The organism is Micromonospora sp. 067-2 (assembly GCF_046549295.1).
Taxonomy (GTDB): domain Bacteria; phylum Actinomycetota; class Actinomycetes; order Mycobacteriales; family Micromonosporaceae; genus Micromonospora.
In genome coordinates this window covers 367,971-392,922 of sequence record NZ_JAJPWB010000007.1, presented here as the reverse complement: position 1 = coordinate 392,922, position 24,952 = coordinate 367,971, and the positions used below count along the sequence as shown (strand labels likewise).

The 24,952-nt window shown below is 65.7% G+C and carries 18 protein-coding genes and 2 pseudogenes; 12 read left to right on the top strand and 8 right to left on the bottom strand.

Features of this window, described 5'->3' with window-relative positions; all coding sequences use genetic code 11:
* The first annotated feature begins 232 nt into the window (after positions 1 to 232).
* On the top strand, positions 233 to 1,126 hold the full coding sequence (locus tag ACLJN9_RS19360) for an IS5 family transposase (protein WP_410812824.1): 894 nt from the start codon (positions 233 to 235) through the stop codon (positions 1,124 to 1,126).
* A 36-nt stretch (positions 1,127 to 1,162) separates the two neighbouring features.
* On the opposite strand, the gene ACLJN9_RS19355 is transcribed toward ACLJN9_RS19360, so the two are convergent.
* Complete coding sequence (locus ACLJN9_RS19355; RefSeq protein WP_410812823.1) at positions 1,163 to 3,262, bottom strand: DUF262 domain-containing protein; 2,100 nt, start codon at positions 3,260 to 3,262, stop codon at positions 1,163 to 1,165.
* A gap of 1,483 nt (positions 3,263 to 4,745) precedes the next feature.
* On the opposite strand from ACLJN9_RS19355, the gene ACLJN9_RS19350 reads away from it, so the two are divergent.
* Positions 4,746 to 5,351, top strand: coding sequence for a hypothetical protein (locus ACLJN9_RS19350; protein ID WP_410812822.1), 606 nt, complete (start codon positions 4,746 to 4,748; stop codon positions 5,349 to 5,351).
* Between the two features lie 685 nt (positions 5,352 to 6,036).
* Here ACLJN9_RS19350 and ACLJN9_RS19345 read toward each other — a convergent pair.
* Positions 6,037 to 7,191: a reverse transcriptase family protein gene (locus tag ACLJN9_RS19345; protein ID WP_410812821.1), complete on the bottom strand. Its 1,155-nt coding sequence runs from the start codon at positions 7,189 to 7,191 to the stop codon at positions 6,037 to 6,039.
* Positions 7,192 to 7,382: 191 nt separating this feature from the next.
* Positions 7,383 to 8,612: a hypothetical protein gene (locus tag ACLJN9_RS19340; RefSeq protein WP_410812820.1), complete on the bottom strand. Its 1,230-nt coding sequence runs from the start codon at positions 8,610 to 8,612 to the stop codon at positions 7,383 to 7,385.
* Positions 8,613 to 9,568: 956 nt separating this feature from the next.
* Between ACLJN9_RS19340 and ACLJN9_RS19335 the strand changes: the two genes are divergently transcribed.
* The 6 genes from ACLJN9_RS19335 (at position 9,569) to ACLJN9_RS19310 (ending at position 16,101) form a co-directional block, all read left to right on the top strand.
* Positions 9,569 to 10,837, top strand: a complete 1,269-nt coding sequence (locus tag ACLJN9_RS19335) for a hypothetical protein (RefSeq protein WP_410812819.1) — start codon at positions 9,569 to 9,571, stop codon at positions 10,835 to 10,837.
* Positions 10,838 to 11,473: 636 nt separating this feature from the next.
* A complete protein-coding gene (locus ACLJN9_RS19330) occupies positions 11,474 to 12,115 on the top strand; it encodes a Crp/Fnr family transcriptional regulator (RefSeq protein ID WP_410812818.1) in 642 nt (213 codons plus the stop codon).
* Positions 12,116 to 12,150: 35 nt separating this feature from the next.
* Entirely contained in the window at positions 12,151 to 12,942 is a 792-nt protein-coding gene (locus ACLJN9_RS19325) for a hypothetical protein (RefSeq protein ID WP_410812817.1), read from the top strand.
* Complete coding sequence (locus ACLJN9_RS19320; RefSeq protein ID WP_410812816.1) at positions 12,942 to 14,975, top strand: hypothetical protein; 2,034 nt, start codon at positions 12,942 to 12,944, stop codon at positions 14,973 to 14,975. The genes ACLJN9_RS19325 and ACLJN9_RS19320 overlap by 1 nt, the downstream gene beginning before the upstream one ends.
* The gene (locus ACLJN9_RS19315) at positions 14,972 to 15,646 is read left to right on the top strand and encodes a hypothetical protein (protein WP_410812815.1); all 675 of its coding nucleotides are present in this window, start codon (positions 14,972 to 14,974) and stop codon (positions 15,644 to 15,646) included. Before ACLJN9_RS19320 ends, ACLJN9_RS19315 begins: the two co-directional genes overlap by 4 nt.
* A gap of 38 nt (positions 15,647 to 15,684) precedes the next feature.
* Positions 15,685 to 16,101 (top strand): Pycsar system effector family protein, encoded by a 417-nt coding sequence (locus ACLJN9_RS19310; RefSeq protein WP_410812814.1) that lies wholly within the window; start codon positions 15,685 to 15,687, stop codon positions 16,099 to 16,101.
* 283 nt (positions 16,102 to 16,384) lie between these two features.
* On the opposite strand, the gene ACLJN9_RS19305 is transcribed toward ACLJN9_RS19310, so the two are convergent.
* From ACLJN9_RS19305 to ACLJN9_RS19295, 3 genes and pseudogenes are all read right to left on the bottom strand, one after another.
* The gene (locus ACLJN9_RS19305) at positions 16,385 to 17,410 is read right to left on the bottom strand and encodes a tyrosine-type recombinase/integrase (protein WP_410812913.1); all 1,026 of its coding nucleotides are present in this window, start codon (positions 17,408 to 17,410) and stop codon (positions 16,385 to 16,387) included.
* A gap of 173 nt (positions 17,411 to 17,583) precedes the next feature.
* On the bottom strand, positions 17,584 to 17,808 hold the full coding sequence (locus tag ACLJN9_RS19300; RefSeq protein ID WP_410812813.1) for a helix-turn-helix transcriptional regulator: 225 nt from the start codon (positions 17,806 to 17,808) through the stop codon (positions 17,584 to 17,586).
* 57 nt (positions 17,809 to 17,865) lie between these two features.
* Positions 17,866 to 18,318, bottom strand: a pseudogene (locus tag ACLJN9_RS19295) (replication initiator); the annotation flags it as partial.
* Positions 18,319 to 18,321: 3 nt separating this feature from the next.
* On the opposite strand from ACLJN9_RS19295, the gene ACLJN9_RS19290 reads away from it, so the two are divergent.
* The 3 genes from ACLJN9_RS19290 (at position 18,322) to ACLJN9_RS19280 (ending at position 20,349) form a co-directional block, all read left to right on the top strand.
* Complete coding sequence (locus ACLJN9_RS19290; protein WP_410812812.1) at positions 18,322 to 18,756, top strand: tetratricopeptide repeat protein; 435 nt, start codon at positions 18,322 to 18,324, stop codon at positions 18,754 to 18,756.
* Positions 18,757 to 19,288: 532 nt separating this feature from the next.
* Positions 19,289 to 19,669 carry a hypothetical protein gene (locus ACLJN9_RS19285; protein WP_410812811.1) on the top strand — a complete coding sequence of 127 codons (381 nt, stop codon included), beginning with the start codon at positions 19,289 to 19,291 and terminating at the stop codon, positions 19,667 to 19,669.
* The gene (locus tag ACLJN9_RS19280) at positions 19,669 to 20,349 is read left to right on the top strand and encodes a hypothetical protein (protein ID WP_410812810.1); all 681 of its coding nucleotides are present in this window, start codon (positions 19,669 to 19,671) and stop codon (positions 20,347 to 20,349) included. Before ACLJN9_RS19285 ends, ACLJN9_RS19280 begins: the two co-directional genes overlap by 1 nt.
* Positions 20,350 to 20,473: 124 nt before the next feature.
* Here ACLJN9_RS19280 and ACLJN9_RS19275 read toward each other — a convergent pair whose 3' ends face one another.
* Together ACLJN9_RS19275 and ACLJN9_RS19270 are read right to left on the bottom strand one after the other, a co-directional pair.
* Positions 20,474 to 20,914, bottom strand: a complete 441-nt coding sequence (locus tag ACLJN9_RS19275) for a hypothetical protein (RefSeq protein ID WP_410812809.1) — start codon at positions 20,912 to 20,914, stop codon at positions 20,474 to 20,476.
* 4 nt (positions 20,915 to 20,918) lie between these two features.
* A pseudogene (locus ACLJN9_RS19270) lies at positions 20,919 to 22,740 on the bottom strand (IS481 family transposase).
* Positions 22,741 to 23,076: 336 nt separating this feature from the next.
* Between ACLJN9_RS19270 and ACLJN9_RS19265 the strand changes: the two are divergent.
* The gene (locus tag ACLJN9_RS19265; RefSeq protein WP_410812808.1) at positions 23,077 to 23,853 is read left to right on the top strand and encodes a hypothetical protein; all 777 of its coding nucleotides are present in this window, start codon (positions 23,077 to 23,079) and stop codon (positions 23,851 to 23,853) included.
* The last annotated feature ends 1,099 nt before the right edge of the window (positions 23,854 to 24,952 follow it).

Below are 24,952 nucleotides of genomic sequence, written 5' to 3'. Positions count from 1 at the left end.
CGCGCCTCGCACAACACATCGGCCCACAGCCGAGCGAACTCTGCGACTGGGGACCCACCTATCCGACGAGGGGAAACCCTGCCCTTCTCAGCAGCAGCCCCTCAGGCCAACTAAAGGCGTGTTTCGTAACTCGGGTTGGCCGGTTGAAGTCACGGCGTGGCGGTGATCGATAACTGAAGAGGTCTCCGGTACTTGGTACAACGACCAAGAAGCACCATGCACCGGAGACCTCGTGGCCACCTTAGCGGTGACGAGGCGGCATGACCTGACTGACGCGCAGTGGGCTGTCCTGGCCCCGTTGCTGCCTGCTGCGTCGTCTACCGGCCGGCCGCCGAAGTGGGAGAAACGGCAGCTCATCGATGGGATCCGGTGGCGGATCCGGATCGGTGCGCCGTGGCGCGACGTGCCAGCGCAGTACGCGCCCTGGCCGACGATCTACGGACTGTTTCGTCGGTGGCAGCGCGATGGAACCTGGGACCGGATCTTGTCAGCGTTGCAGGCCCAGGGCGACGCCCGGGGACGGATCGACTGGACGGTCAGCGTGGACTCGATGACCAGTCGCGCTCACCAGCACGCCGCAGGTGCGCGCACCGACGGCCATCTGCAGAAGGAACCACCCGGTGGGGTTCATGACGAGCCGGCCGATCACGGGCTGGGCCGCTCCCGTGGAGGGCTGACGACCAAGACGCATCTGGCCTGTGAGCAGGGCCAGAAAGTCTTGTCCTTGATCGTCACCGCCGGGCATCGCGGGGACAGCCCGCAGTTCATCCCGGTCCTGCGCCGCATCCGCGTGAACCGCCTCGGTGTCGGCCGGGCCAGGACCAGGCCGGTACTGGTGCTGGCCGACAAGGCCTACACCAGCCGCGCCAACCGCAGATACCTGCGCTCTCGAGGGATCCGGGCTTGCATCCCGAGCAAGACTGACCAGGACGCCCACCGCAAAGCCAAAGGCTCCCGCGGCGGGCGCCAACCGGCGTTCGACCCGCACCTCTACCGGCTACGCCAAGCCGTCGAGAACGGCATCAACAGACTCAAACGCCACCGCGGCGTCGCGACCCGCTACGACAAGTTAGCCGTCCGGTTCCAAGCCGTCCTGACCATCACCATCATCACCGAGTGGCTGTGACCGGCTTATGAAACACGCCTTAGCTGACCGAACCGCTCACTCCGCGATCTGGTACTCGTAGGCCTGACGCACCAGGCCCATGATGTAGGTGAAGTCGCTGCTCTCGTCGAGGCCGGCCTCGACGTTGCCGTTGCCCCAGTGGCCCCGTCCGGTGACGTCCCAAGCGAGGTCACGCTCGTCGTGGAGGGACTCGAACGGCAGGTTGAGGCTGAGCCTGAGCCTGGCGACCTGCGGGACGACGTCGACGAAGTTGGTCTCCACCTTGTAGGCCACATACAGCTTGAGGAACTGCTCGGTTACGGTGGGATCGAGCGCCAGTACCTCGGACCGGAACTTATCGAATAGCGCCCGACGAGCCGGCGGGAGCAGGTTCGGGTGGTCCTCGATGGAGAACGCCGTCTCGGCACGCGGCTGCTGGAACTCCGCCATTACTTGGGGGGGCAGCTCGGGCATCTGCCAGATGTCGAGCGCGGCATCAGCCAGGCGTGCTGCGCGGGACTGGATCGTGTCTGCGTTCCAGGTGTCGAGCTGGCCGAGCCCTTGGTTCAGCCGCAGAGGGCTGTGCTTAAATCCCCCATTCATGTCGCGCTTGACCGTGAAGGGATGGTCGCTGTACTCGGAGTTGTATCCGGTGAGGGTCAGGTTGCCGAGGGTGTGCAGGTAGCGGGCCTGGATCTCGCCCCAGTTGTCGCCGAGGGCGTCACGCCATTCTTGTGAGAGCTTCTCGTTCTGCGGCAGGATGTGCTCGATCGTGTAGTCCTCGATCGTCACGACCTCCTTGCGGTTGTGGTTCTCCAGGCGCCGCAGGAAGTAGGAGCGGCGTTTGAAGTGGTAGAGGTCCGCGGTCTTCAGGGCTTCGGCGAACTCGGAGTCGGTGGGGAAGGCGCGGTAGCTCTTCATCGACAGGAAGCGCGCCTTCACACTGTCGAGGTAGCGCTCCTTCCGTAGCGCCTTGCCGAACGTGGCGAATGTCGTGTTGAGCGAGTTGGTGGGGACGCGGCAGACGGCCCGACGGAAGATGTAGGACGTCAACAGGTCGACGATTTCGGCCACCTCTCCGGTGGTGAGGGTGCCGAGTTCATAGTCGGTGTAGACCTCAAGCAGGAGCGGATAGACCACGTCGGCCTTGATCTCGCGGAGGTCCTGGAAGGCAGCGGCGAGGCGCTTGTCCTTCTCCTGCCCGAGCGCCACCGCGCAGTACCGGCCGGAGTAGTCCCGGAGCTGACTGAGCAAGGGCTCCACCGAGCCGGTATCGCTGGTTGCCGCCCGAGCGTAGGCCTTGAACGCCTCGTAGATGTCGGCGAGTCGGGGGATTTCGCCGGTCACTACCGTGAGGTAGTGGCGGACGAAGTCGTCGAATTGGGCTTCGTAGGCGGCCTGGCCGAAGTCGCTCTCCATGGGGCGCCAGTACTGGGCGTAGAACCGCTCCTGGGTGGACGGCTCGAGGCCCATCAGCACGAAGTTGCGGATTAGGTCGGCCTGGGAGAGCTTGCGGCCGGTGGAGTTCATGGCCTCGAAGATCAGTTGCGGGTTGTCTTGGGAGCGGTCTAGCCGGATGTCCACGACGACCAGCTTGGCCAGACCCCGACAGATGGCTCCGTAGTCGGTTCCCTGAGATCCCAGTCGGCCTTGAAAGTAGGCATGGTTGCTCTCGATGCGCTCAGAGCGGTGCTTGGGGAGCTGGGCACCACCGACGATGGCCTTGAGGGTGTCGCGGTCGGTCTGCGACAGCAGCAGCTTGAAGTAGCGATCACCTTCCTCGTCGTTGTTGACGAGGTACCGGTTGCGCAGCTTCTTCGGCGAGAACCCGTCGAGTGGCTCACGGTTCTGCTCGGGAAGCCGGCCGAGGGCCTCGGCGAGCGCGGCGACCAGCAGCGTGACCGTGGTCAGGCGCTGCTGGCCGTCGATGACGAGGTTCGGCTCCTGCGAGGTGAGGTTCGACAGGCCCTTCTCGACGTGCACGATCGAGCCGATGAAGTGGGCGTTGAGGTTGTCGTCGGTTCCCGCCCTGACAATGTCATCCCACAGTTGTGCGCACTCCGACTGCGCCCAAGAGTAGGTGCGCTGGTAGATGGGGATGACGAACTGGCTGCCCTTGGCGAGCAGGTCCAGCAACTTGGTTTCCGATGCCTTCACTGCGGCTCCTCTCCCGAGGTTGGTGTGCTGTCTGGAGTCAGGGGATCCGGGATGCCTCCGGCTGTCGCGTCGATGCCTCCGCCAGCCGGCGATTTCGATGCGAACCCGTCCAGGAGCGTGCTGGCGCAGGCGCGCTTCGTTAGGCAAAGCCAGCCGCCAGTCGCATGCCTGCCCGCCGGTGACGTAGGCGACCTCGGGGGTATCCAAAGTGTCTGCGGAGACTACATCGAGAGCATCCAAGATCGTTTGTAACGAACGACCTGGACACCCTCGCGGCAGCCCCTACGCGAAAAAACGATCTACTGGAGGAGCACCCGAGCTGGCGCCGCAGCGGCCCGCCGTGGGAATCACGCCGAAGCTGCTGGAGATTTACCGGCTCGGCATCGCCACCGGCAATGCCACCTTCGAAACGAACCTTGTTGGTCAGTACCGCCGGGAAGTCGGTCAGCTCGGCAACCAACCACCTGGGAACGGTTCACCGCCTCCCGCCTGCCCGAGCACCGCTTCGTCGCTCTCGACGCCGACGCGACCGAGCTCGGCTGGACCGCGTGCAGCCCGGTCTCCGGCCGCTACGTCTATGCCGGCGTCGTCGAGCGCTCCGTCTACGTTCACCCCGACAGCGGCGGCAAGGCATCGGCCGCCCCTACTCAACGTGCCGATCACCGCCACGGAGAGCGCTGAGATATGGACCGTCCAATCCGAAATCTTCCCGAGAACACGCCCAACCTCGCCCCTGCATGCCGCCTGCGGCTTCCGCACCGTCGGAACCCGCAAACGCGTCGACAAACACCACGGCACCTGGCGCTCCAAGCTGCGCGGCCACGGCACGCCCACACCCGTCACCAAGTCCAGCGAACGGGTGGCTGTGGGATGACCGCCACCCGGTCTTCGCGAGGCACGAATGGTCGGGAGTGACCGCCACCGACACCGGGTGACCTGCCATGGCAGGTAATCATGCGCCGCGTCGACATCGAGCACACCATCCGCGTGCTGACCCGCGCGGCCACTGGCGACCTCCGCCGGCCTCGGGGACGCAAGCGGGCGAGCCCGGCAGTGCCTGACCGTCCCCGTCGTGTCCGAAAGTGTCGGTGATATGTGTCAGCATGCTTCGGTGACGACCGGCCGTGCTGATTTTTCCCCGAAGGTCCGTCGACTATTAGCCGAGCGGGCTGGCTACCGCTGTTCAAAGCCAGACTGCCGGAGTTCCACGATAGGGCCCGGGCCTAGCCCGGACGACGTGGCCCGGATAGGCATGGCGTGTCATATCTACGCCGCTGCTGAAGGCGGGCCGCGGGGGACTGGTGGGCTGACATTCAAGCAGCGACAGGAAGTTGGCAACGGGATCTGGTTGTGTGCGCACCATGGCCGGCTCGTCGACACTAATCAAGGCGACGGGTACCCTGCAGCCTTGCTGCATACATGGTGTCGAGTACACGAGGCGTACCTTCGGGCCGAAATGCGCGGCGCAACTATATCAACCGGGTTGATCACTGAGATCACGATACGCAAGGGTCCGGCGGCGCTGAAGGCCCGGACCATCGAGTTGTCGGTGCTGAACTTGGTGCAGGGTCACAACGACAACGGAAAGAGCGTGTTGCTCGAACTGCTGGCGAGTGCCACGCAATATGGCCGCGCCAGAAGTCGTAATTGGATGGGCGACCTGGCAGCGGAGATTCGCTGGTTTGACCCCCAGCCACACACGTTAAAGATAAAGGCCCATGACGACAGGCTGCGGTTCGATTTGGATGCCCGACATGGGGCGATCGTGACGGAGCCCTATCGCACAGTCGTTCCACGTTATCCTGACTGCGGCAGAGGAACAATTCTAGACTTAGCCGCTGCACTATCCATCGACGTGAGCACTTTCATCGACATCTTGGCGGAGGTTCCGAGCCGGGTCCGCGGTGAGGTGCAGGACGTGGAGATCGTCGGAGGTCGGCCGATTGTGCACCTGGCTTCCTTGCGTCAGCCAATAAAGAGCGACGACTCCCCGTGTGCCTCGCAGGCTTTAGATATCCTCTTAGAGGTGGCGATCGCGATGGCGCAGATACATGCCGAGGAGGGGCCAAACGCTGCCGTTGGTCGATGAGCTGCTTGACTCTTTTCACCCGAGCCGCGCTTTTCGGATGTTCGAGCTGCTTGCCAAGCGTACAACGGGATTCCAGGCGGTCGTCGTCACCCATCTCACGCTGCCAAGCGAGATCGAGAGGGACTGGTCCAATCAGTTCCTGATTAGAGCGAGTTCCTGACGCCTCTGTAGGATTTCGTGTCGGTGCTCCGCTACCTCCGGTCAATGCGGGCGTGCATCGACAGCCCCGGATGTTCTTTCGATGGGTCGGAACACCCGGGAGAACCGCCTCACCATTCTCGATTTCTGCCGCCGGCTCGCCCGTCTGGGACGAGCCGGCCACCAAGTCCGCCGCGTCACATGAGCTTTGGCGCTCGTTCGGCCGATGGTGGCCTGGGAGGGTGCTGCCGCCGCAGCGGCGTAGTGTCTGGCGAGTCTGTGGCTTGTGGGGCATGACGGCGACCACAGTGACTGCCCTCCGGCCGGTGACGTGCCCGAGCTCGTGGAACCGACAGGCCGACGGGTGGACGTCGGGCGTCGGGCATCGGCCGCCGTGAGCGTAGAAAACGGCGCGATCCGAATTCGTCGTACGCGCGATCGTGGGCCGCCTATGCATTTTCCTTGCAGGGCAGCCTTTCACATTTCACTCCGGTGCACCCGATCCACTTACTAAGCAGGCGAGGCAGCTCCAGTGCGATGCTGCGTTTCACCTATTGAATGTGAAGTCGAGCCAGTTGTTTGCGCGAAGCGCGGCTTGCCACCGTTTGCTCATATGCCGCGCCCACCCCGGTTCCACGTCGGTCGCGAACGCCAGTAGCCCGGAGACGTGCCGGACAAATCCGTCGAGCGAGCTGAACCGCCGGTGCAAGACGTGCGTCGCGAGGCCGAACTTTTCAACTCCGCGCACGTTTTCGGCGATCCGACTCCGCATGCTGCGACTAAGTCTCACGTCGTCGCTGTCTACCAGCAAGCCGAGCACAAGCTTGCGACCACCCGGAGGAACGACTCGGGTCTTTTTCTGGTGCAGGGAAAAACCTTCGCTCCGCAGTTCCGAACCCACCTTACGGATCAATTGGGCTGCCCGGCTGCGGTCGAACTCCTCGATCGAGGAAAACGTCAGGTCGTCAGCATATCGCGTGTATACCATCCGCTCGCGATGCGCGAGTGCTGAGAACGTAACGTCCAACTCGTGGAAAATCGCGTTGGCCAGTGCGCCGCTGGTGGGCGCACCCTGAGGCACGAAGCCGAGCACAGGCTGATTGTAGGATTGGATGACGCGATCCCGCACGTCGCCCCCGAAATGACGTACATCGACGTGGCTAGCATGCGCAGCAGACCGGGTGCACAGCCGAGCCAGTTCGAGTGACACGAGTCGGACGTACCCCGCCTCATGAAACAGCGAGAAGACTTGACGTTCATTGATGGTCTCGAAGAAATTTCTAATATCGAGCTTGATCAGCCATCGCGCCCCAGCGTGTCGCATCGCGCAGGCACGGATCGAAGAGCCGGCCTGATACGCGTAGCTGTCCGTGTGCACTGGGATTCGGCTCGCGATGCGGTGCAGGATCCAGCGTTGCACCCTCATTAGTGGTGGGTCCGGAACAGAAATCGGACGCATTTTTCGTCCGTTGCGGCGCTCGATAACGAGATCAGCGTAGGGGTCGAACGTCCGGGAGACGATTCCGCGCAGGTAGTTGTAAGAAACGCCGGTGCGCACTGCAAGGTGGTTGAGCGTGAGAACCGCGGCGAGCCCGTTGGCCTCGACTGCATAAGCCTGGGCAAGCGCTGCGTCGAGCAGTGCCTCGGGCTTGCCCTCCGCGCGTCCGTCTCGCCGGTAGAGGTGAGGGGAGCCGATAGTCATCTACCTTTGAATTCCTTCCCATCGCGGCAGCGGGGTCGCGTAGACGCGCCGAGGCATCGAGGATGCAGCGTCTTCGCGACCGCACGCGAACGTGGGATTGAACGGAGCGCGTGAGAAACTCACGGCCCGCTCTCGCACCGCGGACTCGCCGCGGCCGTGGTCGACCCGACGGGCCGACCTGGATCTAGATGTCACACGGCTCCCCTCAGGGTCACAGGATAGTAGGGCCCCTCCTCACCGCTTGCAGGCGCTTCCGCGGGCGACGTGGGGCGGTTTCGAGCGCGTCGCAACTCGGCGCGTCCCTCGTTGGTCAGTCGACCGGCGGCGTCAAGCAGTCTCAGCTCCTGGCAGGCTTCCAGCGTTCGCTGCGCGGCTTCGAGGCTGAGACCAAGCAGGCTCCCGAGCGCCATCGGATCGCGATGTCCACTTTCGATGGCACCGAGCACCAGGAGCAGAATCCGCACGGTCGTGTTCGCTTGCGCGTCTAGGGCATCACCAAGGCGCTCCTGCCTAATGATGGTGCAGATGCGCTTCGGATCAGTTTCCAGCCGGTAGTCGTCGAGTTCCGTCTGTAGCTGCGGAGACATGACGCGATTGCTGAACAAGGAAGACCAGTTACGAATCCGGGGGCACTTCGTCTGCCAGAGAATGTTGGGAAGGTTGTTGGGTACAGTGTGGTGCAACGTCAGCAGGCCGCATGTCTCACGATATCCGAGGGCGAAATCGGGCTTGTGGGCGTATCTCCGGCACAACGCCTTAACCGCTTCGCGCTCGCGCTCCGTCCATGGCGCGGTGTCGAAGCCAAGTCCTCGTTCCAGATACCGCACGCTTGCGACGAACCGGGAATCCTCCAGGCGCTGCTGAGCCTGCGCCGAGGCCGCGAGCAGGAGGATGTGAATGCGCAGCAGGCCATATGAGTGCCAGCTCCTGACTGTGGGATGGCGCATCCAGGCGTTCACGTAACTGACGATCTGATTACCGGTGCCGCTGTAGTCGTCCACTAAAAGAAGCGATCGCACCCTGTGCTGCCGCAACCTGTCCAGCGAGTTGTAAGACGCGGCTCGGCGAAACTGCGGTCGCCTGCCGACGACATCACGGATGATGTTGCCGACCACCCCTTCGCTGCCGGGGACTGCGGTGAATGGGTGGTCCAGTGGCAGAAGGCTGCTGGCGCGATCGTCCGCTGGGGACCGTTCGGCGGTGCTCGGGTCGCTCGGCAGTTCACGCACCGGGTAGACACCAACAGGCCCTCGTAACTCGCCGATTGCAGCATCTAGGGCTTCCGACAAGGTGATCCGGAAGCGCGCAGAGGAGATCACCCGAAGACTGTCGATCAACAACCTGGCGGCCTGGCGTTCATCGAGGCTGAAGTTTGCGAGCCACCGACGCCCTCGGCTCGTCTCGCTAGGGCGCAGGGTCACCGGTCCACCCTAGCAATGCGATCAGACTTGGGTGATCGGGAATTCTGCCAGTTCAGTGACAGGATTCCCGACCCCCGGGCGCGCCTGCTCGGCCCCGACATGTGCAAGCCGGAACCTGCCTCGAACCATCAAAACCGTGACGACCTTCCGACTCCTGCGCCAGACGAATTGCTTCTCGCGATTCGCTCTGGTCACCGGCGAGGTCGCACCGTCGGGCCGGTCCGACGTAGAGGTGACCGCCGTCGCGGTCGACGAATACCGGCGGAAGCTGAGTCGCGCTTTCGGTGGGCTCTGCCTGGACTCCTCGCGGCGGCGAGGGTAACCGTGACCGACATTGTCATCACCCAAGTCGACACAGCGGGGGCGACGTCTGATCCTCGGCCACGACGGTGACGCGTCCTCGCTGGTCTCGTGCTGCGGTTTGAGAACCGCGACCTAATCATCGGCACGCTCGGCGACGAGTGGGTTCTCGCCGTCGGCTCGGTGCCGGCGGCCGCCGCTTCCTACTGGGCTGTGTAGACCTTCGTGCACGGCGGCCGCCGGTAGCAATTACCTCTTCATCTCCCAGCGATTCAGGCTACGCATGCCGATCTTGAGCCGGTCACCGCCGGCGCCAGTCCAGTACTGGCGGAATCTGGCCATCTCGCCCGTAGTCGGTGCGCCAGAATGCCATCGCCCAGACCACGATAGAGACCATCCGCTCCGCCGTACTAGGGAGGGCTCCCGACGTTGGGCCGCGCTACGAGACCAAGTTGCTGAATTCGGTGACGAGACGTCGCATGGCCTCGCCTGCGTCAAGGGGCGCCATGACGTGCCTCCCACGCTCTCGGGTCGTAGCCCCGAGGGCCGAGTAGGCGCTGGAAGGTCGTTAGCTCTTTCATCCGAATATGGGATGCCGTTTGCGCCTGCGGCGGTGGACGCTGTCCTGTTGCCATGAAGGGATGACGGGAGTAGACGTGTTCGCTGAGTTGACGAAGCCGGATGAGCGGACGCTGCGCTTCACCTCGATGGGGTTGAGCCTCGGCGGGCTTCTACATGAGGATGACGCGCTTGCCTTTCAGCGCTCCCAGATCGCCGGCGCGGTGCTGACCGATGCCGTGCCTGCCGATCTTCGGGCGAGCTTCGAGCGGTTGCGTGACCAGCACAGCTTGGGTGTGGTCGACTACGAGCAGTTCACTGTCGTTGCTGACGCTGCCATCGGCCTCTACGAGCCCGCTCTACGTGCTCGATTCGTCGAGTTCTACCACGGCCGAGTGATCCCGTTCACCGACGAAGAGGGCCGACCGCAGCCGTTGACCAGCGCCAACTACAACGACATCGCCAAGCATCTGCGCAGACGTAGGCTCCGCCTGCCTGCTGGTAGCGGGGCGCCGAGGCGCTTCGCTGGCATGCTCACCGACCTGTTGACCTGGGCACGCGAACACGAACTCTTGCGGGGACAGCGCGCCCGACAGGGCGAACAGGTGGTCGTCAAGATACGCAACCACCTCGCCCACGCGCGACCACATCACATCCACACCCCGGTCGAGGCGACACTCGAGCTGCGGGACCTTGCCGAGTTCATCAACCAGCTATGGGGCGTCGCGACCCCCGACGGCAGGTGTTACCCGGCACCAGTGCGACGCGAGACGCTCGCGGTTGGCTGGAACCCGACCACCGGGGTCCAGGAGTTCACGCGGGCGGAGAACCTCAACGCCGACGAGGATCCCACCATCTTGTGGATCCTGTACCGCGGGGTGCCCGACGGCTACGAGGCCGAGCGCTTCGACTCCCGACACGTCACCACCCGTGTCCCGACGCAATACCTGTGGGGTCCGGGCTCCGCCGGCGACGCGTTCGCCTGGCTGGCCACCCACCAGCCGGCCGGCGACGAGATCGACCCAGTCGACGGGCTCTATCTCCTGCGTCATCACGGCAACCGCCTGTACCTTCCCCAGACTCCCGAGGTCTTCGCCGCGACACCCTTGGAGCAGCAAGCCGGTCGGTGGCACCTGCTGCGCGCGGACGTCGGCAACGACGCCTTCGCCTGCGTACGCGCCCGTGCCACCCCGAACGAAACCCGCAACACTTGCCGCTGCCCTGTGGAACGGCTCGCGCAAGGGACCTGGAAGGCGGTGCACGCGAAACTGCGCCACCTCCAGCTCGCCCTCGTGCCCCATCTCCCTGCCGACGTCCGAGCGCCATCGCCGGTGGCTTGGCCCCGCGCAGTGGAGATACCGGCCTGAATCGGCGACTGACGGGGGTGGTATCACTCGAAACGCGAGCCACCGGCGGCCAGGAGTGTCGAACTAACTGCCCGTAGCAGTGCGCCGCGCGCCGTAGGCGGCACCGGACGGATGGCTTGGCTAAGATGGACTCGGTACGTCGTGCGTGGCCTGGGTCGGGCGTGTCCGTTCGAGTCGGCTTGACCGCGATGTGTGTGGCGATGTGTGGAACTCTTACGCAGTCACTCCTGGGACAACCGGATGAGTTCAGGTCTCAATGGTCAGGGAAGTGCACCGGGAGGAGGCGGGGACGCATGGCTCGTGTTGTGCAAGTTCTTCGGGGTTTTGAAGAGACCGCTACCACCATCGGCATCGCGGTGACGGGAGGGTTCCTGGCCCAGACCAGGCACGACGAGCCCGCTGGAGCACTCGGCCATTAGCCGCAGACAGGGGCTATCGGCCGATGGTCGCGGTCTTCACCAAGACCCCGCTCAGTGAGGCGAAGCGGCGAAGGGTGGCGGTGCGGGACCGAGCCAAGCCCGGCAGCGCTGTTGATCCTTCGCCACCCTTCGCGATCGTCGGCGATACATTCTGTGCATGCGTGACCACGGGGAATCCGGACTCGTTGCTCATCTCCCACAAGACGAGTGGCACCGAGTGCAGGGAACCGGGATCCCCGTACGCTTCGAACCCCGCGACGTGCTCCTGCGCCAGGGCGACACCACCCAGCACGTGCACGTGGTCCTCGCGGGCTGCGTAAAAGTCGTGCGGTCGGAGATCGACGGTAGCCGCGCGATCCTGACGCTGCGAGCCGCTGGCGATGTCGTCGGCGACCTGGCCGCCGTAGACCTGCAACCTCGGTCGGCCACGGTCACCGCCCTCACCAGTACGGTCACCCGGCTGCTGACCGGCCCACAGTTCCGGCGTTTCCTGACCCGGCCCGCGTTCGCGGCGGGCTTCGCCGCCTACACGGTGGGCCGGCTGCGCACCTCGGACGCGCAGCGTGTGGCGCTGGCGGTGCTGCCCGTGCGGGAGCGGCTGGCCCGGGCGCTGATCCAGCTCGACCGCGAGAGCCGGCGTGCCGACGGGCAGCCCTTGATCCGGCTGTCTCAGGCGGAACTCGCGGAACTGGTCGGCACCTCGCGCAACGCGGTCGTTACCGAGCTCACCGCCCTGCGCGAGGCCGGCATCGTCGCTACCGGACGACGCGAGATCACCATCGTGGATCCGGTGGCGCTGAGCTGTCGGTCACAGGGTTTCCGCCCAGAACTGGGCAGAGAACCGCGCGTACCGGGCTGACGCTGAGGGGGTCCCGTTCTCGAGGAAGGACTCCCGTGGAACACATCCCGTTCGCACGTTCGATCGACCTACCACCGTACCGGGCGATTCTGGCAGTGGACGCCAAGGGCTTTACCGCCGAACCGGGCAGCGCCCAAGAGGCGATCAGCAAGAGTCTGCTCGACCTTGTGGGTGACGCCCTGACCGGCGCCGGGCTGGGGGCAGAGTGGGATCGTCCGGCGTTCCTCGGCCCTACCGGTGATGGCTTCGCCGTCGGGCTCCCGCCGCGTGTCCTGCCCTACCTGGTGGACCCGTTCCCGCGCCTACTGCAGGAACGCCTGGCGGAACACAACCGACAGGCCCGTGATCGCCTTCAGCTGAGGGTCAGCCTGCACGTCGGGCCGCTACCGGCCGACCCGGAAAATGCAAATTGGACCGGCAATGGTGACTCACGCAACGACACGCACCGCCTGCTCGATTCCGTGCCGGTGAAGGCGGTACTCGCCGCAGCCAGTCCGCGCGTAACGTTCGTGGCCTGCATCTTTTCCGATCGAGTTTTCGAGGATGTCATAGCCGCTGGGTACGCCGGGATGGAACCCGACCGCTGCCTCCCGGTCACGGCGACGGTCGACGGCAAGGCGTTTAGCCGACAGGCGTGGCTCTACATCCCGGAGGTCTCCGGGAACCTTCTCAGTGTGATGCCGGCTGAACCGCCAGCCGTGCCGCCGTCTCGGCCGCTCGCTGGGGCGCCGGTGGGGCCTCGGATCTCCGGGCCGCGGGTGAAGCGGAACGACGGCCAGGTCGCGACCACGGTCGAGAGCATGACGCAGCACCGGGGTGGTAAGTGATGACTACCGACCCGATTGAGCCGATGGATCCGGACATCGACGAGTCCTACGCCGACGACCTCGACGACGGCCCCTACATCGAAGAGAACAGCGGTCAGGCGGCCTCGCGCGTCGAGGGCGATATGGTGCAAAACATCCACAACTGGCTCGGGCGCTACAAGGCCGCCCGGGAGCTGTCCGATGTCTTCGTTCAGGAGACGATTGAGACCTTCGTGGAGCGTCTTTACGGCCCGGGCGGACTGTCCAGGGAAGCTGCTGCCGCGATCCTGCGGGAGCGGCGTCACGTCCTGCTGGTGGCCGAACCCGGCACCGGTCGGCGGACCGCCGCGGTCGGGCTGCTCGGCGGCGTTCCCTCGCCTCGGCGGGAGATCCCGACCGACGACGATCAGCAGCGGCTCCTGCCCGTCGACGAGGTTCCTTGGTCGTCGTACGGCCCATCCGCCTACCTGCTCACGGTGCCGCCCGGAAGCCGCAACGGCCGCTTGCGTGAGCTTCTCATCGCCTACCGAGAGGCGGTAGAAAAGGGGGACTCCTACCTCGTCGTCCTGGTCGACCGCAAGAGCCTCGAAAGGCCCGAGGACGTTCCGGGCTTCACCGTCCTCACGGTCACCGCTCCTGAACGCGAAAAACTGCTGAGCCAGCTCCTGGACGACCAGCGAGCCCGCCTGGACGTGGACACACTGCTCAGGACTCCGCCGATACCGGCGATGCTAGAGGGTGCCACTCCGGCCCAGATCGCGAGGCTGTCCCACAGGATCAGGGCCGCGGCCGGGAACCCCCAGGAGCCGCTGGCCGAGATCGCCGGCAAGTCGGTCCAGGCCTACCAGAATTGGGACGAAGAGCTGGTCACCTGGTTCGAAGACAACGTCGATGCGCGGACCAGGCTCTTCCTCATTGCCCTTGCCTTCCTGCAGGGGGGACAGGCCACCAACGTCCTTCACGCCATGGAGAAACTCGCCGAGAAGCTGTCGGAACCGGCGAACGTGCGCGGCGGCATCGGCGCCCCGGGGATCCGCCAGCTCGCCAAGAGCGTCCGCGCCCGGATCGACGACGAGCACCGGGTCTTCTTCACCCTGCCGTCCTACAACGTCGCGATCCTGCGCTTTGTGCACGCCGACCAGTCCAAGGCCTTCCGTACGCGCCTCTGGAGCTGGGCGTCCGACCTGCCGATGCGCCGTGGCGGATCCCCGAACGTCCGTGTCGCCGGACAGGTGGCCTCGGCCATGCTCGCCGTGACCCTGGCCCTTCCCGGGGCCGACGCCCCCGAAGTGCGTACCTTGACCGAGCGGTGGTGGGGGTACCAGACACTGCGACCGCTGGTTGTCGACCTGATGACGGCTGTCGCGATGAGCCCCGAGGCCGGGGCGGCGATGCGCGGTCGGCTCAATCAGTGGGCCGTCCAGTCAGGAAGCGTGACCCTGCTCTGCGCGATCGCCGCGGTGTGCGGCGGCGAGTTGGCAGACGCGTATCCGCAGGCGGTGTTGACCCGCCTGAACAACCTGGCCGGGCGGGGGATCCATGATGTCACTGACGGGGTTGTGGATGCTGTGCGGTCGCTTTGGGACCGACCGCTGCACCGGAAGGCGACGTTGCGCCGGGTCGTCGACTGGACGGCCGCGCAGGACCGGTGGCACGACGCAGGGCTGCGCGCCCTGGCGGCGATCTCCGAAACTCGGGACCGGGCCGGGTTCCTCCTCGCCGAGCTGGCTGACGATCCGGAACTGCAAGCTGGGCTGGTACACGCCTTCACGCTCCTATTCACGGGCGAAGGGCCGCAGGGCGAATTTCGTGAGGCGCTCTTCCGCTGGCTGGACGCGGCGGTCGATGATCCCGCTTACGAGAACCTCCTCTCCGATCTGATGGTCCGTGCTGGCGGGATCGGCCAGGGTGCCAGCAGCCGCTTCGCCCGCATCTCCGACCTGCTGTACGACTGGCAGCCACTCTCCCGCGACGCCGAGGCGCCGGCCGCCCGCGAAGCGCGTGATCGGCTCAACGAGCGGCTTCACCGAGCGAACCCACTGGTCGCCCCATGAGAGAGACCTGGCTTGATCGCCTGTTGGGCCTCTGGGCAAGACCCGAGGATCCCGTACAGCCGGTTACCTTCTCCGTCGAGCTGGGCAGCTGCCATCCACACGTAGCGTTCGACGCGATCTTTCAGTTCTCGTGGCAGGGAGACGATCAGGCCACCCTTTGGGCGGCACGGCTGAAGATCACGGAGTGGGCCGGCCAAATAACCGCCAAATACAGCGTCACCCAGGCCGGCAACGCCGAGCTCGAGATCAACACCCGGAACGCCAATGGAGTCCGTGTCCAGCTGGCGGTCAGCCCGCAAGCCCGTGTCGCCGCGGAAGCCATTCTGGAGATCGACCGACAGACCGCCCTCGAACGGCTGAAGCAACAGGCTGAGCTCGAGCGGATTCGATACCTGCGGGAGAGCGTCTACTCTCGTCCCGACGTCGCCCGCAGCTTCTGGCTCTACCACCACCCTGACCGGCCCGAAGAGCTACTCACCATCAGGTTTGAGGAGATTGCCGAAAAGTTCGGGGATGTTGGCGAATCTCGGTTCCTGGTGATTGCCAAGCTGATCGGTGATTTCCTTGGGCGGCTTGAGGACGGCGATCGCCGATATCTGCTCGGGCAGCTGGGGCAGCTCTTCTCCTCGTATGACCGGCCCGATCTGGCGGAACGACTGGAAGCCTCATGAGGGAGGCGGAACGAGCCACCCTTGAGCAGGCGAATGAGATGATCCGCTTCGCCGATGTGAAGGCGGCAGCCATCCTGGCCGCCGCGGGGATCCTGGCCGGGCAACTACCATCGGCTCAAGGCTTCTGGGCCAAAGGCGCACTGCTCGTCGCCAGCGTCAGTGTCATGCTTAGCGCGTTGCTGGCGCTCTACACGCTGGCGCCGCGACGGCAGGTAACAACCGCATGGTCGCTGCACTACTACGACCACGTCGTCCGTCGGTACGGCGACGACCGGGAAGCCTTCATCGACGCCTGGGTAAAGGCGGCAGCCGACGAGGACGCGTTCGAACGGGCGGTCGTCGGGCAAATCTGGGCCGCGAACATGGTGGCCCATCGAAAGTTCACCCGGATTACCTGGTCCATCCGCGCGCTAGTGGTTGGCGTCGTGGCCGTCGTGGCCGTAGCTCTTACGTAAGACGGTTTTCTGTTCAGCAAGCCGGTCTCATCGACGACCTGCGTCGGATAGCCACGCAGGTCGTCCCGGACAGCGTCCGTGTGCCAGTTGGCCGCATTCAGCAGCCGTTGCATCCGGTCCGGGGGGAGTGGTGCGATGACTCCTTTACTCGGCTGGTTTACACTTCACGCGACCTGGGAGAACGTGCTTGAGCACGTCGCTGGGGCCCTCAACTACTGGGGGTCAAGGGGTCGTCGGTTCGAATCCGGCCGTCCCGACAGAGGTAGAGGGGCAGTTCTCGCGATCATGCGATGCCCCGCTGGGGACCATTTGGGGACCTCAGCCCGGCGAGGTGCAAAGTCAGCGCCTCGCCGGCCGCGTGGATCGACTGCCGATCCGGATGCAGATAGCGCTGAGTCGTCATCAGCGAGCCGTGGCCGGCAATCTTCCGTAGGACGTGTACCGGCACGCCGGCATCCGCCATCCAGGTCAGCCCGGTGTGCCGCAGGTCGTGCCGCCGCAGGTACTCGAAGCCCAATGCGCCGACCACCTCATCCCAGTGCGTCGCGTCGCGCAGCACGGCCGTGCTGATTCGGCCGCCGCGAGGACCGACGAAGAGCCGGCCCTCATCCTCCGTGATCCGGTCGAGCTTCGCGGCCACCATCGGCCGCAGCTCCTCGATGATGGGCACCTGCCGCGCCCGCTTGCCCTTGGTGCCCTTGTCGACCAGGCCACCAGGCCCGGTGGTGGTCTGCCGGCGCACCGTCCACAGCCAGGTGTCCCGGTCGATGTCGCCCTTGCGCACCCCCGACACCTCACCGATCCGGGCCGCCGTGCCGGCCGCGAACATCACGACCTCACCCCAGCCGGGGTAGCGACCGTGCGAGCGCTCGACCAGCGCCGCCGCCAGGGTGGCAAGTGCGGTCCAGTTCGGCAGTGCCAGGGAACGGGGGTTGTCCAACTCGTCCTCGGCCCGTTGGTACTCCCGCTGCCACCCGGTCAGCCGTGCCGGGTTGCGGTCGATCAGACCGTCACGCACCGCCTGCTCCAGGATCCGCACCAAGACGGCGAGGCTGTTTTTCACCGTCGAGCGCCCGCAACCTTCGGAGATCCAGCCGTGCGCGGCCCGGTCCACCGCACCATTGGTGATCAGCCGGACGGGCAGGTGCCCGAGCGCCGGCACGACCCGCTTGCGCCACCCCGCCAGGTACGGGTCGAGCGTCTTGCCCTCCAGGCCGCGCAGCGCCAGCCGCATCACGCTCTCGCCGTACTGCGCCAGGCGCATCGACGCCGCGTCGGGGTCGACGCCGCCCCTCGCCGCGCGCTGCATGGTGGCGAGCCAGGCTTGCGCCTGCTCGGCATCACCGAACGCCTGCGACTTGGAGCGGCGTCGGCCCGACGCCGGATCGACCCACCGGACCCGAGCACGGTACGGGTTCGGCCGGCCGGGGCGATGCTCGACGTCGGTGGAGACGGCGACGCCGATCGGGAGCAGGGGAGTGGTCACCGAGCCGGTTCCTCGGGATCGGTGCGGTGCCGCCCCAGCCACGCCCGCACGTCATCCGGGTCGTACTTCACCACCCGGGCGGACAGCCGAATGAACGCCGGCCCCTGGACGGGGTCGGAGGTGCGCCACCGCCGCACGGTGGACGGGTCGACCTTCACGAGCCGGGCAAGCTCCTCTGTGGTCAGCAGCGCGCCCGGCGCTGCCGGTACATCAATGCTCATCAGATCCCCATGGTTGTCGGTTTCACTGTCAAGGCGGGCTTGACGCTGAATCGCGCGTCAGGCGACGAGGGTCTGTAGGTAGTCGCGCGCGGCGTCCTGGTGCTCTCGGGCCATCGCGGCGGATGCGTTGGCGAGCATGGCGTCGGCGGTGGTGTGCCAGCCGGCGCCCACGAATTGCAGGAAATTGACCACCAGCGTCGTCGGCTCGGTGTCGGCTGCGGCTTCCTGTGGCCCGCTACTCTGGGTGCGGCGGAACACGACGCGTTGGTTGCGCAGCAGGGCGAAGGTGATCGAGTAGCGGCGGGACTTGGTGAGGAAGTGGCCGCCGAAGCCGAGCATGTGCGCCCAGCGGCGCAGCCTTCGCCAGTCGCGGGGTGTGCCGAGCATCCAGCACGCGTCTATGAGGCGTTCGGCGTGGCTGCCGGCCGGGTCGGCGTAGATGTCGATGGTGTCGCCGGTCAGCCGATTCGAGGCGTGGCCGGTGACCTCGGTCGACTTGGTGGCGTACTTGCCTTGGATCAGGGCCGCCGCATCCTTGAAGGGCTGCCGTACCCGGAGAACCTGGATCACCACTTCGTCGTCGACCCCGCCAAGTTCGACTTCTACGCGATGGACTGCTACCGAATCGTCGGCGAGAACGGGCTTGCAAAGGTCTATGCGGACGAGGTGATCCGCTCATCCACGGACAGCAGCGGCATCGTGCGCAAGCCGATGCGGGTGGCGGAAGCGCAGATCACCCTTGGTGTGGTGGCTGCACGAGCGGGCGACTTGGACCGCGCCGTCGGCCTCGGCCGCCAGGCGCTCAGCGGGAACCGGCGGTCGCTGCCCTCGCTCGCCATGGTGGCCACGGACCTGTCGTCAGCGCTGTCGAAGCAGTACCCGGACGCGCCAGAGACGCGGGATTTTGCGGACGAACTGCGGGCAGTCAAGGCCGCACCGAGCGCCTAGCGTTCAGCGTCGTCGCCCGAGGGCGATTGGACCTCCACCCGCGATCTACCGCCGACACCGGGTCGCGGCCGCGCCTCATGCCAACCGACAATGTGCGCCGGCCGCCACACGTGCGTCCGCCCAACGGTCAGGTCGGGCGCAGGCATCTGCCCCCGCTTCCGGTACGTCGCCACCGTGCCGACCCGCACCCCGAGGTACGCGGCGACGTCCGAGGTCGTCCACCACTCCGCGTCGGGATCAGGGTTCGTCACGTCCGCCATTCTGCCTGCGTAAGGCGACTCACGCACCTGCCTACCGGGGCAGCCTTCTGGGCGCTTGCCGCCAAAAAATTACCAGGATCGATGATCTGCGCTTGTTCAGTTTGATCCTTCTGTCCCTAATCCGACTCTCGGATGCCGCAATGTTGGCGTATTTGCAACTTAGAGTCGACGCGAAGGTAGCGCTCGGTGCGTGCAAGTAAGTTCAGGTCGTGCTCATTCCACGCCGACCGGTATGCGAGAGAGGGCTCATGTAGATGCTTGACCCTGAGGCCATGGCCGTCATCACAGGCGCGGCAGGCAACATCGTCGCTTACATGATCAACGGTGAGGTGGACACCCTGCAAGCCTGGGCGAAGCGCATCTTCCGCCCATCACGGGGGAGTGATGAACCGGCTCAGGTTCGCGCAATTACAAACGACTGTGCCGCTCTCGCCGAGGATGGGATGTCTGAACTGGAAGTTAAGATTCGATGGAAAGCCATCCTCGAAACTTACCTCGCCGAACACCCCGAGATCCTTCCGGAAATCGAGGCATTGGCATCAAGTGCGCCCTCCAGGGCAGGCGAAATGTACGTAGGGACGCAACGGAATGAAAGCGGCGTATTTGTCGGCCGGGATAATTACGGCCAGATCTCACGTTCTCGGGAGAGCTGATGCCGACGACGTCTGCGGAAGACTGGCCGGAGCCACGCCAAAGCAACGAGAGCGGCGTGTTCATTGGACGAGATAATTATGGTCCGATCCACCACATCGACGAGGCAACACGCGGGGTCCTCAAGAAGCTTGCGAAGGAAGCGCCGGCACTCCACGAGATTCTCAAAAGAGCGATCAATGAGGGACTCGTTTCGCCAGACGTGGTCTATGCCCTACAGTACGCGGCTCGGAGCATAAACGAAGATGTTGCGATGATGCTTAATCGCGCTAGCAGCAACATCAATGAGGATGTTGCGATGATGCTTGTTGGCGCTAGCACGCACATCAACGGAGATAATGCCTCTACCTTCATGGCTGCGGCCGACAAGCTTGGACAGCTCACCGGACACGGACATGACGGCCTGAACGGTGTTACCCAACGAGTGGAGAATCTCGTTGAGCGACTCGAACGGACATCGAGCGAGCTGGCTGACAGAAGTCCTGAGGATTTGCCACGTAGCCTTGACCAGGTTCTAACGAATTTCCGCTACGAAGCAGACAGGATTGAGGGGGTAGTTACGCCCCCGCCTGCGCAAATTGTCGTAAACTGGAAGGCTACCTGGCTAGCCTTTCTCGTTGGCATTGCGACCGGTCTCGCATTTGTTCTGGCCTGCTATGTCGCGTATCGAGCCAATCGCTAGGCATGTCGGGTGTCGTGTCGGGTCTCAGGACGTGCGTGACAGATCAGTCTCGGGACGTGGGTGACACGTCCGGCTAGACAATCTTGTCATTGGGCAGGGTAGCGAGACTGCTCTGTCGTCGGGACTACGGGCGAGCCCAGTCGGCGAGTTCTTTGGCCCCGGTTGCTGTGGTGGGGTCGGGGTCTTGGGCCAGGGCGTCGCAGAGGATGAGGAAGTCGTCCACGATGCCGGTGAGCTGGCCGAGCCAGTCGGGGAGGAGGTAGTTCACGACGGCGGCGTGGAGGTGGTCGAGGTGGTCGAGGCCGATGGTCAGGAGATCGTGGGCTGTGGTGGTTGCTCGTGCGACGAGTCGGGTGCCGTGGATATCGTTGCGGCGTAGCAGGGCCAGGCAGGTCGCTTCGACAACGGCGGTGTCCCCGCGGTCGAGGAGGAGCCGCTGGAGGATGTCGGCGATGTCGTCTTGGTTGGCCCAGGCGGCGAGTTGTTGTCCTGCGGCGGCCCGGGTTGACCAGTCCGGGCTGTTGGCGGCCGCGACGGTTTCCTGAGGTGGGGCAGGGGCCTGCATGGGCTCAGGCTTCCACAGGGGGTTGTGCTGTGGGGGTACGTCGGGCTGGTTCTGGCTTGCGGGCCTTGAACCGGGCGATGTCCTTGGTGGTGGTGCGGGCGACCTCGGTGAGGAGCTGGTCACCGTCGCCGTCGCGTACGCGGAACGTGGTGTCGGCGGCTTCGACGATGAGGGTCGCTCCGGCGTGAGCGATGCCGACGTGGATCCGTTGACCCGCGATGACCAGGGCTCCTCGGCAGCTGACGCGGCGTTCGACCTGCACCGGTTCGGGTGCTGGGGTGGGTGGTGGTCCGGCGGGGCGGGCGTCGCATGCTGGCGACTTCGGCTGGTGTTAGGGGGTTTGGCAGGCTGCGCAGGCGGATGCCGTCGGCGATGATCTGCAGGAGGCCGCGGTCGAGGCGGACGGTGAGGCGTCTTCCGGCGAAGTGGTAGCCGATGGGGTGTTGTCGGCCGGCGAGGCTGATCAGGCCGGTGGCGTTGACGAGCCGTTCGACCTCGATCGGGGCGCCGGCCTGGACGGGCCCGGTGGCGATCGGTGGCGGCCCGGCCGGTTGGCCGTCGTCGGCGAGAAGCTGACGCAGGTGGGCGGGAGTGAGCCGGGACGGCACCGTCTTGAGCCGGACACCGTCGATGAGCAGGTGGACGACCGTGGTGTCGGCCCACAGAGTGATCGGCAGTCCGGCCCGGGTGGGGCTGAGCCAGAACTGTTGCCCGCAGACGGTGAGGTTGCCCGAGGCGGGAACGACCCGGGTGACCTCCACGGCCAGGTCGACGCCGTCGCCCGTGGCCACTGGCACGGCAGGGACGGCCCGCCCGCCAGGTGGCGGAGGTGTCGCCGGTGCTGCCGACAGCGGCCGGCGGGGCTCGGGGATGGTGGGGGCCAGCGTTGGCGGAAGCCGCAGCGACACCTGCTCGTCGGTGGGGCAGGCGGTGAACCGGTCGGCCGGGAACGCCATGTTCAGGGACTGGTGAGGCCGTTCGGTGTTGTATTCGTGCCGGAAGACGTCGATGGCGGCCTGGGCTTCCTCTGGGTTGGCCCAGACTTCGACGTCGTCGAGGAGTTCGCGTTGCAGGGTCTGGTGGAACCGTTCGACCTTGCCGGTGGTGGTGGGTGAACGGGGCTTGGTCAGCCGGTGGGTGATGCCGTTCTCCCGGCAGATCCGGTCGAACATCACCTCCCCGCCGCCACGACCGAACCGGGCGGTGAACTGCTTGCCGTTGTCGGTCAACACCTCCTCGGGCACCCCGAACCGGTGCAGGGCTTCGGCGAAAGCAAGACACACGGCTCGGCCGGTGGCCCGACGGACCACGGCAGCGATCACGCAGAACCGGGAGTGGTCGTCGACGCCGGTGACGACCTTCGCCTCACCGCCATCGGCCAACTGGATGCCGCCAACGATGTCCATCTGCCACAGCTCCATCGGCCGGCCACGTTCCCACCGCCGGTAGTCCTCCCGCCGACGCCGCCGAGGCGTCGGATCTACCAGGCCGTGCCGGACCAGCACCCGATGCACGGTGATCCGCGAAGGGATCGGTCCGGGGCAATCACGACGGCCGAGCTCATAGAGCAGGCGACGGGCACCCCATCGCGGGTGATTCCGGCGCAGCTCACAGATGAGCGCCTCCACCTCAGGAGCAGTCTGACCAGGCGAGGAACGCGGCCGACTGGACCGGTCCGCAAGGCCATCCAAGCCCTCGTCCTGATACCAGGCCAGCCAGCGATGCACCGCCTGGCGAGAGACCCCGAACCGTTCGGCGACGTCCGTGACCGTGGATCCGGCCAGCACGTCCTGCACGGCTCGATACCGCTGTTCCATCACGCTCATCTCCACCAACACTCGGAGAAGTGTCACGCAGGTCCTGATACCGATCTGTCATCCAGGTCCGGAGACCGGACATCTGCCTGGTCTCGCCGGGTGAGAACTTTCCATACGTCTTCAAGGCGGGCCGCAAGCGGCCCGCTGCGCGCCGCTCGGGGCACACCGCGCCTTGCCGCTTCGCTCCCGGCGCGGCGACCCCGGCAGCGCGCGGCCACCCGCTGGTATCCCGATGCCCAGTCTTTGCGAACAGGCGGCACTGAGCGACCGGCTGGCAGGGAGGTCGCAGCGGCTGCCGTCCGAGGTTGCACGGCTGCTTGCGGCGGACCGGCACAATTGAGCGCTGTGGGAGAACTCGTAAACCGGGCAGAGGATGTCGTCGCCAAGACCGCTGGCGGTACCGCCGGTTCAGTCGTCGCCGCGCTCCTGGTCGCTGCCGCAGCCGCCACCAACAGTCCCGACCTTGCCGCGTGGTCGGTTCCTGCTGGCGCTGCAACGGGCGCGATCGCAGAGCAAGGAAGCCGGGTCATCGCCGAGCGGATTCGGAACGCCGCCGAGAGGATCACGCGTTTTGTGGATGCCGTCACCGATGAAGCAGGCCAGCCCATGGAGGATTTCATCGATGAGCATATGGTCGACGCGAACAGTCGGGAGTTTCTGGGCCGAGTCGTGGACGCTGCGACGGCGGCAAGGTCGGACTGGAAGGTTCGCGTGCTTGCCCGGGCGTTCGTGCGGGGTGCCAAGGATGGAGATCGTATCGACGAAACGGAGATGTTCGTCGCGGCGATCCGTGATCTGGAACCGCCACATGCGCGATTTCTCGCCGCTGCGGAGAGGCTTTTCCGCGATTCGCCCGGTCGCTTCGCTGCGACAGTCGACCTGCTTCAGGATCTTGACAAAGGGCTGGGGCCATCGGCTGCCCTGCTGTGGCGACATCTCCGGGATCGCGGGCTGATGGTGGAGATGGAGCCGGCCACGGGTAATCGCGGTGCGGATCACTTCCGCTTGACGGACCTGGGTTGGGCTGTGGCTGAATGGCTGCGCGAGTTGGGTGCACCCGCCCCGGGGGATCTCGAAGGTGCGGGTGCTACGGCAAGCCGACAGGGTGCCTCCGGCGGGTAGGGCCTCCGGCCCTACGACCCGGGGCGCGCCTCCGGCGGCAAGGGCTACCCGCCCTTGGACCCGGGCGGCTCTGGGATGCCCGGCCGATCCGGGGCCACCCGCCGCACACCACAGGCAGCCAGACCGGGCCTGCCCGGTCCAGGTCGTACGTCCTGTGGGGCGCTCCACCTGGACCGGGCAGGCCCGGCCCGGCAGGACGAAGCCTGCGCGACGGGAAGCCGGCACCCGCAGGTGCTGCGGACGACCACACCCAATGGTTGGATGCGTTAGAGCGCCATGGAAACCAACAGCGCCACCGGGGACCAGTGGGGGACCACACGTCCACCCCGGACAGACACGGACGACGCAGCCACCGACGGCGTGCCGCCGGGCACACCGTTGCTGACGTGCGCGGACGCCTACTGCGACGTCCTGGGGGTCAAGGGGTCGTCGGTTCGAATCCGGCCGTCCCGACTGGTTTTCACCAGCGGATATAGAAGATCACGTGTGATCTTGCGGTAACGCTGGCGGTAACGGAGATCGCTTAACGTGGGTGGCATCCCTCGATCCCGTTACTGCGGAGGTGCAGCCTCATGGCTGTCTGCAACTACCGCCTCGCCGACGGCCAGACCCGCTGGTTCTTCATCATCGACCTCCCGCCCGACGCGAACGGCCGGCGCCGTCAACACAAGCGGCAAGGGTTCCCCAATCAGGCCGCTGCGCTGAAGGCGGAGGAGGACGCCCGCGCTGCCTACGGCGGGGCGGACCTCGGGGCCGACGGCAGCGTCGCTGCCGAGCTGGAGAGCTGGCTCAACGAGCGCGAGCTGGATGTCCAGGAGACAACGCTCAGCAACTACCGGGACATCATGCGCTGCTACGTGGTTCCACACATCGGCGCGCGGCAGCTCTACGCCCTCGACAAGCGGGTGATCCACGAGCTGTACAAGAAGCTGCTCAAGGGTGGGGGAAGAACGGCGGGGCCGCTGTCGTCGACCACCGTCCGGATCGTGCACCGCGTGATGATGAAGGCGTTGAGCGACCTTGGGGTCAACGTCGACGGCGTGCGGCAGCCCCGAGTGATAGCCGGGATCACCCCCGCGTGCGCGGGGAGCAGCCGGCC